Source organism: Salmonella sp. 32120201201600049SM, from assembly GCF_017572835.1.
Classification (GTDB): Bacteria; Pseudomonadota; Gammaproteobacteria; order Enterobacterales; family Enterobacteriaceae; genus Salmonella; species Salmonella enterica.
The window spans coordinates 374,977-385,034 of the sequence record NZ_JAGESA010000003.1; the positions used below are offsets into that span (position 1 = coordinate 374,977).

Consider the following 10,058-nt stretch of genomic DNA (forward strand, 5'->3'; position numbering starts at 1 on the left):
GTCAGGGGATGCCTGTACTGTAGGCATCCCCTGTTACGTCAGGCGCTTTTGCGGCTGATCAGTGGTCCCTGGCTGTTTGTTGCTGCGCGCTCCAGCACTTCCTGAATGACCGAAGAGAGTTCGTTAATCTCAAACTTGGCCACGTAGCCGTCGGCCTGCACTTTACGTATATGATCTTCATTGGCGCTGCCGGAAAGGGAAGAGTGGATAACGACCGGGATCTTTTTCAGCCGTTCATCGGTTTTAATTTTACGCGTTAACGTAAAGCCATCCATCTCCGGCATCTCAAGATCTGTCAGGACCAGCGCGATTTTCTCGCTAATTGGCTTACCTTCGGCCTCCGCTTCCTGCGCCAGTTGCTGGATTCTCTCCCAGGCATCCTTGCCGGTCACATGCATCTGGTGCGGAATTCCCATCGCGTTCAGCCCTTTTTCCAGCATCGCGCGGGCGACTTTGGAGTCTTCCGCCACAATGGCTACCGCGCCTGGGGTAATATAAAATTTATTGGTCTTCAGATTGGTGGCGCGCAGATCGTGGCTGGAGGGGACAATATCATAAAGGATCTGCTCAACGTCGAGCACCAGCGCCAGGTTGTTGGTTTCTTTGTTATCATCCAGGCAGGCAATACTGGTGATGTAGCGACCGTTGACGGCTTTCTCGGCGGTATGCACCTGTTGCCAGTCAAGACGCATAATATTTTCCACCGACTCGACGGCAAATGCCTGTACGCTGCGCGCATATTCGGTGATCAGCAAAATATTCAGCCCGGTTTCCGGCTTGCAGCCCGCTACCGCTGGCAAATCAATCACCGGAATGACCTGATCCCGAATATTGACCATGCCCAATAGTGGCGCTTTCATGCCTGCCGGGCGCGTAAAGGCGGGCATTGGTACGATTTCGCGCAGCTTAAATACATTGATGCCGAACAGCTCTGACTTCTGTTCATGCAGCGATGTACCAAGACGGAATAACAGCAGTTCAAAACGGTTGGACAGGGTTAAATTGGCCCTGTCATCAATATCTTTCTGAAAATTGTCCATCCTAACCTCATTATGAAAGCCTGCCTTTTTTAGTGTTATCGGCAATGAGGACAAAAAATGGAGCGCTAAACCGGGAAAACAGAAAAATCGTAAGCCAGCTCCGTCGCCGGGAAAATAGCACGGCATTCCGCCAGTAAGCGCTGACAGCCTTTATCGTCATAGCGTGAGCTAATATGGGTCATGATCAGCCGACCGACGGCAGCTTCCCGCGCCAGCGTCGCGGTTTGACGGGTGGAGCTGTGTCCGCGAGCGTTGGCTTTCTCCTCCATTGACGCATCCAGCGTGGTTTCATGGACCATCACATCCACGCCTTGCGCCAGCGCGAGGGCGGCCTCGCAGGGCGCGGTATCGCCGAAAATCGCCACTGATTTCCCGGCCACGGCGGGAGCAAGGTAGTCGGCGCCATTGATCTGCCTTCCATCGGCAAGCGTGACGGTTTTTCCTGCCTTCAACGCCTGAAACAGCGGGCCGGGCGTAACGCCTGCGGCTTTTAACGCCCTGGCATTCAGCGCGCCAGGCTTGTCATGTTCAACAACGCGATATCCGTAGCACTCCAGTGGATGCTCCAGCCTGAATGCGGTCACTTTACGCAGACCGTCGTCAAGAATATCGCCTGCGCTAATTTCTTCAATTTGCAACGGAAAATCGGTCCATGAACCGCTAAGGCGCAGTGTGGTTGCAATAAACTCACGCACGCCTTGAGGCCCGTATACGGTTAGCGGATGGGGGTTCCCCGCCATCGACCGGCTGCATAGCAGACCCGGCAGGCCAAACAGATGATCTCCGTGAAGATGGCTGATAAAAATGCGCTCAAGCTTACCGGGATGAAACGCGGTATTAAGCATTTGATGCTGTGTCCCTTCGCCGCAATCAAAAAGCCATACTCCCGGCTGCGTTGGATGTTGCAGATGTAATAAAATTGCCGTTACATTGCGTGAGCGCGTGGGAACGCCTGCGGACGTACCTAAAAAAATTAATTCCATCTTGTCCATACACGTTTGGTTATCGTTTAACCCAAGATTACCACAACACAGGAGCGCATCATGATTGACTGGCAGGATCTCCACCATAGCGAACTTACCGTTCCTCAACTTTACGCGTTACTCAAATTGCGCTGCGCGGTCTTTGTGGTAGAACAGCGCTGTCCTTACCTGGATGTGGATGGCGATGATTTAGTCGGCGACAATCGGCATATTCTGGGCTGGCACCAGGATGAGCTGGTGGCGTATGCGAGGATTCTGAAAAGCGATAACGAATCAGACCCGGTTGTCATTGGCCGGGTGATCGTCAGCGATGCCTGGCGAGGGGCGAAACTGGGCCAGCAATTAATGGCGAAAACGCTGGAATCTTGTGGGCGGCACTGGCCGGATAAGCCGCTATATCTGGGGGTGCAGGCGCATCTGCAACCTTTTTATGCGCGGTTTGGTTTTATTCCCGTCACCGATGTTTATGACGAAGATGGCATTCCGCACCGGGGAATGGCGCGGGAGGTTCATCAGGCATAAACCGAAACCGTTGACTATAGTTAGGAGCAGGTGTTAACACAACGGAGAATGAGAATGTCATATCAATTTGGTGAATCACGTGTTGATGATGATCTGACTTTGCTCAGCGAAACGCTGGAAGAGATTTTACGTTCCTCAGGCGATCCCGCCGATCAAAAATACATTGAGCTGAAAGCCCGCGCGGAACAAGCGCTGGAAGAGGTGAAAAACCGCGTAAGCCATGCGTCGGATAGCTATTATTACCGGGCAAAGCAGGCCGTTTATAAAGCGGATGACTACGTTCATGAAAAACCCTGGCAGGGTATTGGCGTAGGCGCGGCGGTAGGACTGGTACTTGGACTGCTGCTGGCGCGGCGCTAAATCCCCCTACTGAACAGAATTGCAACCCTCCCTAAATGAGGTACTGCTTTTTTAGGGCAGTACCCCGTATAATGTGGGGTTTTTAACAGGGAGGGTCCGCGTGCATTCTATTACTACTGCGCTGGAAAATCTGACGCGTCAGCTATCGCAAGAGATACCGGCGACGCCAGGGCTTTGCGTTTTCGATGCGCCTTTCCCTTTAAACGATGCCTTCGATGCATTGAGCTGGCTGGCCAGCCAGTCATCCTTCCCGCAATTCTACTGGCAACAGCGCAATGGCGACGAAGAAGCTGCCGTTCTCGGGGCAATCACCGTCTTTTCATCGCTCGATCTGGCGCAACGGTTTTTACGTCAGCACGCGCAGCCTGACCTGCGTATTTGGGGGCTGAATGCGTTCGAGCCGAAAGAGGGCTACTTATTGCTGCCGCGGCTGGAGTGGCGACGTAGCGGGGGTACGGCGACCTTACGCTTACATCTGCACAGTGACGTTTCGCTACGCGATGATGCGCGCCAGGCGAAAGCGTTTCTCGCTTCTCTGGTCGGTATTAAGCCTGTTCCGGCGCTGCGCCTTTCGCTCACGAGCGAACAACACTGGCCGGACAAAGACGGTTGGGTGAAGCTGATTCAGCAGGCCACCCACACCATTGCGCAAGAGGCGTTTGATAAAGTTGTGCTGGCGCGGGCCACCGACTTACAGTTCTCCCGTCCGGTCAATGCCGCCGCGATGATGGCGTCCAGTCGTCGTTTAAATCTCAACTGCTACCACTTTTTTATGGCCTTTTCCGCCGATACCGCCTTTCTGGGATCATCACCGGAGCGGCTCTGGCGGCGGCGTGAAACGGCGCTGCGTACCGAAGCGCTGGCCGGGACGGTGGCGAACCATCCGGATAACCATAAAGCCTGGCAGCTTGGCGAATGGTTAATGAAAGACGATAAAAACCAGCGAGAAAATATGCTGGTTGTCGAAGACATCTGCCAGCGACTGCAAAACTGCACCCACTCGCTGGATGTGCTGCCGCCGCAGGTGCTCAGACTGCGCAAGGTTCAGCATTTGCGCCGCTGTATCTGGACGGCGCTTAATCAGGCGGACGACACGCTCTGCCTGCATCAGTTACAGCCTACCGCAGCGGTCGCCGGGATCCCTCGTGAACCCGCGCGTTGTTTTATAGAACAACATGAGCCGTTCGAACGTGAATGGTATGCCGGGTCGGCAGGCTATCTCTCCACGCGGCAAAGTGAGTTTTGCGTGACGTTACGTTCAGCCAAAGTGACGGCCAATGTGGTGCGATTGTATGCCGGCGCGGGAATCGTCCGCGGCTCCGATCCGGAACAGGAATGGCAGGAAATAGATAATAAAGCGGCCGGGTTACGTACCTTATTGCAGATGGATGCGTAATGAGTCACATATTCCCGACCCATATCAATAATCCATTTTTGCAGCTCTTTATACTTAGTCCCAATGATTGATACCGGACAAACTCATGTCAGTAAGTGCATTTAACCGGCGCTGGGCGGCGGTCATCCTGGAAGCCTTAACCCGTCATGGCGTCAGGCATGTTTGTATCGCCCCTGGTTCCCGTTCCACGCCGCTCACGTTGGCGGCGGCAGAGAATCCTGCTTTTATTCACCATACGCACTTTGATGAGCGTGGGCTTGGTCATCTGGCGTTAGGGCTGGCGAAAGTCAGCCAGCAGCCGGTTGCCGTTATTGTCACTTCAGGTACCGCCGTGGCGAACCTCTATCCGGCGCTGATTGAGGCGGGTCTGACGGGCGAGAAGCTCATTTTACTTACCGCCGATCGCCCGCCGGAGCTGATTGACTGCGGCGCCAACCAGGCGATCCGTCAGGCGGGGATGTTTGCCTCTCACCCCTCCCAAACTCTGTCGTTGCCGCGTCCCACGCAGGATATTCCGGCGCGCTGGCTGGTGTCGACCATCGACAATGCGCTCGCTATGCTTCATGCGGGCGCGCTGCACATTAACTGTCCTTTTGCCGAACCGCTGTATGGCGATATGAATGACACCGGTCTGGTCTGGCAGCAGCGTCTCGGCGACTGGTGGCAGGATGAAAAACCCTGGCTGCGCGAAGCGCGTCGACTGGAAAGCGACAAACAGCGCGACTGGTTCTTCTGGCGACAAAAACGCGGCGTCGTTGTCGCCGGGCGTATGAGCGCGGAAGAAGGCAAAAAAGTGGCGCAGTGGGCGCAAACTCTGGGATGGCCATTAATTGGCGACGTATTGTCGCAAACCGGGCAGCCGCTGCCGTGCGCCGACCTGTGGCTCGGCAACGCCAAAGCGGTGACCGAACTGCAGCAGGCGCAGATTGTCGTCCAGCTTGGCGGTAGCCTTACCGGAAAACGCTTACTGCAATGGCAGGCAACCTGCGAGCCGGAAGAGTATTGGGTAATCGACAATATTGAAGGTCGTCTGGACCCGGCGCACCATCGTGGACGCAGACTGGTAGCGAAAATCGCCGACTGGCTGGAGATGCATCCGGCGGAAAAACGTAAACCGTGGTGTGTAGAGATCCCGCGTCTGGCAGAACTGGCGTGGCAACGGGTGGTCGCGCAGCGAGACACCTTTGGCGAAGCGCAGCTGGCGCACCGTATCCGCGACTATCTGCCGGAGCAGGGGCAATTGTTCGTGGGCAATAGTCTGGTGGTGCGTCTGATCGACGCGCTGTCACAGTTGCCGGCTGGCTATCCGGTATACAGCAATCGCGGGGCGAGCGGCATTGACGGCCTGCTTTCCACGGCGGCGGGCGTGCAGCGCGCCAGCGCTAAATCGACGCTGGCTATCGTCGGCGATTTATCCGCGCTGTACGATCTTAACGCGCTGGCGTTACTACGTCAGGTATCTGCGCCGTTTGTGTTGATTGTGGTCAACAATAACGGCGGGCAGATCTTTTCCCTGCTGCCGACGCCGCAAAGCAAACGCGAGCGCTTTTATTTGATGCCGCAAAACGTCCATTTTGACCATGCGGCCGCCATGTTTAACCTGCGCTATCATCGCCCGGAAAACTGGGAAGAGCTGGAGTCTGCGCTGGCTGGCGCGTGGCGAACCCCGGCGACAACGGTGATTGAGCTGGTGGTAAACGATACGGACGGCGCGCAGACGTTGCAGCAACTTTTGGCTCAGGTAAGCCATCTATGATGTTGCACGCGCAGCACATGCCCGGACAGCCTGGGGCGCCCTCACTGGTTTTCCTGCACGGTTTTTCTGGCGATTGCCGTGAATGGCAGCCGGTTGGCGAACAGTTTCACGGCTGTTCGCGGCTTTATATTGACTTACCGGGACATGGCGGATCTGCGGCTATTCCGGTCGGCGGCTTTGCCGATGTCATCAGATTACTGCGCGCTACGTTAATTAGTTACAACATACTAAAGTTTTGGTTGGTGGGATACTCCCTTGGCGGCCGGGTGGCGATGATGGCAGCCTGCCAGGGAATACCAGGCCTGTGCGGCCTGGTGGTTGAAGGCGGTCATCCGGGGCTGCAAAATGAACAGGCGCGCGCTGAAAGACGATTGTCCGACGGGCGCTGGGCAGAGCGTTTTCGTCGTGAACCCCTGACTGAGGTTTTTCACGACTGGTATCAGCAGCTGGTGTTCGCCTCGCTGACGGCGCAGCAAAGACAGGCGCTAACGGCGCTGCGTAGCCAGAATAACGGCGAAACGCTGGCTGCGATGCTGGAGGCGACATCGCTTGCCGTCCAGCCGGATTTACGCGAGGCGCTCAACGCGCTGGCATTTCCGTTTTATTATTTATGTGGCGAACGCGACAGCAAATTCCGCGCCCTGGCGCAGGAAGTGGCGGCGACATGCCATGTCATTCGTAACGCCGGACACAACGCGCATCGGGAAAACCCCGCTGGCGTGGTAGACAGTCTGGCTCAGATTCTGCGTCTCTGACTAAAGGACACACTATGATCTATCCTGATGAAACAATGCTTTACGCACCGGTAGAATGGCACGACTGCTCGGAGGGTTACACCGACATTCGTTATGAAAAATCCACCGACGGTATTGCAAAAATCACTATTAATCGTCCGCAGGTGCGCAATGCATTTCGTCCGTTGACCGTCAAAGAGATGATTCAGGCGCTGGCGGATGCCCGTTACGACGACAACGTGGGCGTGATTATTCTGACCGGCGAAGGCGATAAAGCGTTTTGCGCGGGCGGCGACCAGAAGGTGCGCGGCGATTACGGCGGTTATCAGGATGACTCCGGCGTGCATCACCTGAACGTGCTGGACTTCCAGCGCCAGATTCGCACCTGTCCAAAACCGGTTGTCGCGATGGTCGCGGGTTACTCCATCGGCGGTGGTCATGTGCTGCACATGATGTGCGACCTGACCATCGCGGCGGAAAACGCCATCTTCGGCCAGACCGGTCCGAAAGTCGGCTCCTTTGACGGCGGTTGGGGCGCTTCGTATATGGCGCGTATCGTTGGTCAGAAGAAAGCGCGTGAAATCTGGTTCCTGTGCCGCCAGTACGATGCGCAACAGGCGCTGGATATGGGGCTGGTTAACACCGTCGTTCCGCTGGCGGATCTGGAAAAAGAGACCGTGCGTTGGTGCCGCGAAATGTTGCAAAACAGTCCGATGGCGCTGCGTTGCCTGAAAGCGGCGCTGAATGCCGATTGTGACGGTCAGGCCGGGCTGCAGGAGCTGGCCGGCAACGCTACCATGCTGTTCTACATGACGGAAGAAGGGCAGGAAGGCCGTAACGCCTTTAACCAGAAGCGTCAGCCTGACTTCAGCAAATTCAAACGGAACCCATAATGCGTAGCGCGCAGGTATACCGCTGGCAGATCCCCATGGACGCGGGGGTGGTTCTGCGCGACAGGCGGTTAAAAACTCGCGACGGGCTGTATGTTTGTCTGCGTGACGGCGAGCGTGAAGGGTGGGGAGAGATCTCCCCGCTGCCGGGCTTCAGTCAGGAAACGTGGGAAGAGGCGCAGACGGCGCTCCTGACATGGGTGAATGACTGGCTTCAGGGGAGCGAGGGATTACCGGAGATGCCTTCGGTCGCGTTTGGCGCAAGCTGCGCGCTGGCGGAACTGACTGGCGTATTGCCGGAGGCGGCGGACTATCGCGCCGCGCCGTTATGCACTGGCGATCCTGACGATCTGGTGCTGCGGCTTGCCGATATGCCCGGCGAGAAAATCGCTAAGGTCAAAGTGGGTCTCTATGAAGCGGTACGCGACGGCATGGTGGTTAATTTGCTGCTGGAGGCTATCCCGGATCTGCATCTGCGTCTGGATGCGAATCGCGCCTGGACACCGCTAAAAGCCCAACAGTTCGCAAAGTATGTTAATCCGGACTACCGCGCTCGTATCGCCTTTCTCGAAGAACCGTGTAAGACGCGGGATGATTCCCGCGCCTTTGCCCGTGAAACCGGCATCGCGATTGCCTGGGACGAAAGTCTGCGCGAAGCGGATTTCACCTTTGAAGCCGAAGAGGGCGTCAAGGCTGTGGTTATCAAACCTACTCTGACCGGATCGCTTGATAAAGTGCGTGAGCAAGTCGCTGCCGCCCATGCGTTGGGACTGACGGTGGTTATCAGCTCTTCGATCGAGTCCAGCCTCGGCCTGACGCAACTGGCGCGGATTGCCGCCTGGTTGACGCCGGGAACGCTGCCCGGACTGGATACCTTGCATCTGATGCAGGCGCAACAGGTTCGCCCCTGGCCCGGTAGCGCGTTGCCTTGTCTGAAGCGTGATGAGCTGGAACGACTGTTATGACATTCACGGACTGGCCGTGGCGCCACTGGCGTCAGGTTCGCAGCCAGGCGCCCGCTCTGCGCCTGAACGATGAAGTGCTAAGCTGGCGCGCCCTCTGTGAGCGTATTGATGCGCTGGCGGGCGGGTTTGCCGCGCAGGGCGTACGCGAGGGCGACGGTGTCCTGCTGCGCGCCGGGAATCAGCCGCGCACTCTGTTGGCATGGCTTGCGCTGATGCAGTGCGGCGCGCGGGTTCTGCCCGTCAATCCGCAGTTGCCCCAGACGTTGCTGGAGGCGCTGGTGCCGAAGTTAACGCTGCGTTTTGCGCTGACACTGGAAGGCGAAAACGCGTTTTCCGGATTAACCGCGTTGCAGATACAAAAGAGCACAGCGGCGTATGCTGTGGCCTGGCAACCGCAGCGTCTGGTTTCCATGACGCTGACATCGGGTTCCACAGGATTGCCAAAAGCGGCCGTACATACGTGCCAGGCGCATCTTGCCAGCGCGCAGGGAGTGCTTTCGCTAATGCCGTTTGGCCCGCAGGATGACTGGCTGCTATCGCTGCCGCTGTTTCATGTATCCGGGCAGGGTATTATGTGGCGTTGGCTCTTCGCCGGGGCGCGCATGACGGTACGCGATAAGCAACCGCTGGAGCAGATGCTGGCAGGGTGTACTCATGCTTCGCTGGTGCCGACGCAGCTATGGCGGCTGCTGGCGAATCGGGCGGCGGTGACGCTGAAAGCCGTTTTGCTCGGCGGCGCGGTGATTCCGGTTGAACTCACCGACCAGGCCAGCAAACAAGGGATTCGCTGCTGGTGCGGGTATGGGCTCACGGAGTTCGCGTCTACGGTATGCGCCAAAGAGGCCGATGGTTCGGATGATGTTGGCGCGCCGCTTCCCGGCAGAGAGATCAGAATCGTCGATAATGAAGTCTGGCTGCGCGCCGCCAGTATGGCGGAAGGTTACTGGCGTGATGGCAAACTGATCCCGCTGGTTAATGACGAAGGCTGGTTTGCCACGCGCGATCGCGGCGAGCTGAACCACGGCAGGCTAACCATCGCCGGGCGGCTGGACAACCTGTTCTTTAGCGGCGGCGAAGGCATTCAGCCGGAGGAAGTTGAACGCGTTATTAACGCGCATCCGCTGGTGCAACAAGCCTTCGTCGTGCCGGTAGAAGATAAAGAGTTTGGTCATCGTCCCGTTGCGGTTGTGGAGTATGCATCGCAGGCCGGAGACGTGAACCTCGCTGAATGGGTTCGCGATAAGCTGGCGCGTTTTCAGCAGCCGGTTCGCTGGTTGACGCTGCCGTCAGAACTGAAAAACGGAGGGATTAAAATATCTCGCCGTGCGCTCCAGCAGTGGGTGTGTGAGAACTGCAAAAATTAATGTTAGGTTAATATACAACCATTCCATCGCTATTGCCGTTTTGTTTAT

10 protein-coding genes are annotated in these 10,058 nt (G+C 56.9%); 8 read left to right on the forward strand and 2 right to left on the reverse strand.

Annotated features, from left to right (window positions below; all coding sequences use genetic code 11):
• Window positions 1-38: 38 nt before the first annotated feature.
• On the reverse strand, window positions 39-1,040 hold the full coding sequence (locus tag J4650_RS10340) for a chemotaxis protein (protein WP_000368560.1): 1,002 nt from the start codon (window positions 1,038-1,040) through the stop codon (window positions 39-41).
• A gap of 65 nt (window positions 1,041-1,105) precedes the next feature.
• Window positions 1,106-2,023, reverse strand: a complete 918-nt coding sequence (rbn, locus tag J4650_RS10345) for a ribonuclease BN (protein ID WP_000419093.1) — start codon at window positions 2,021-2,023, stop codon at window positions 1,106-1,108.
• Between the two features lie 60 nt (window positions 2,024-2,083).
• On the opposite strand from rbn, the gene J4650_RS10350 reads away from it, so the two are divergent.
• The 8 genes from J4650_RS10350 to menE all read left to right on the forward strand — a co-directional run bounded on the left by J4650_RS10350 (window position 2,084) and on the right by menE (window position 10,010).
• On the forward strand, window positions 2,084-2,545 hold the full coding sequence (locus J4650_RS10350; protein ID WP_023993411.1) for a GNAT family N-acetyltransferase: 462 nt from the start codon (window positions 2,084-2,086) through the stop codon (window positions 2,543-2,545).
• A 54-nt stretch (window positions 2,546-2,599) separates the two neighbouring features.
• Complete coding sequence (gene elaB, locus J4650_RS10355) at window positions 2,600-2,905, forward strand: stress response protein ElaB (protein ID WP_001519663.1); 306 nt, start codon at window positions 2,600-2,602, stop codon at window positions 2,903-2,905.
• A gap of 100 nt (window positions 2,906-3,005) precedes the next feature.
• Window positions 3,006-4,301 (forward strand): isochorismate synthase MenF, encoded by a 1,296-nt coding sequence (gene menF, locus J4650_RS10360; protein WP_000555674.1) that lies wholly within the window; start codon window positions 3,006-3,008, stop codon window positions 4,299-4,301.
• Between the two features lie 85 nt (window positions 4,302-4,386).
• Entirely contained in the window at window positions 4,387-6,057 is a 1,671-nt protein-coding gene (menD, locus tag J4650_RS10365) for a 2-succinyl-5-enolpyruvyl-6-hydroxy-3-cyclohexene-1-carboxylic-acid synthase (protein WP_023993410.1), read from the forward strand.
• Entirely contained in the window at window positions 6,054-6,812 is a 759-nt protein-coding gene (menH, locus tag J4650_RS10370) for a 2-succinyl-6-hydroxy-2,4-cyclohexadiene-1-carboxylate synthase (RefSeq protein WP_021294160.1), read from the forward strand. Before menD ends, menH begins: the two co-directional genes overlap by 4 nt.
• Window positions 6,813-6,826: 14 nt before the next feature.
• A complete protein-coding gene (gene menB, locus J4650_RS10375; protein ID WP_000640013.1) occupies window positions 6,827-7,684 on the forward strand; it encodes a 1,4-dihydroxy-2-naphthoyl-CoA synthase in 858 nt (285 codons plus the stop codon).
• The gene (menC, locus tag J4650_RS10380) at window positions 7,684-8,646 is read left to right on the forward strand and encodes an o-succinylbenzoate synthase (RefSeq protein WP_001255557.1); all 963 of its coding nucleotides are present in this window, start codon (window positions 7,684-7,686) and stop codon (window positions 8,644-8,646) included. The genes menB and menC overlap by 1 nt, the downstream gene beginning before the upstream one ends.
• A complete protein-coding gene (gene menE, locus J4650_RS10385; protein WP_000144658.1) occupies window positions 8,643-10,010 on the forward strand; it encodes an o-succinylbenzoate--CoA ligase in 1,368 nt (455 codons plus the stop codon). Before menC ends, menE begins: the two co-directional genes overlap by 4 nt.
• Window positions 10,011-10,058 lie beyond the last annotated feature (48 nt).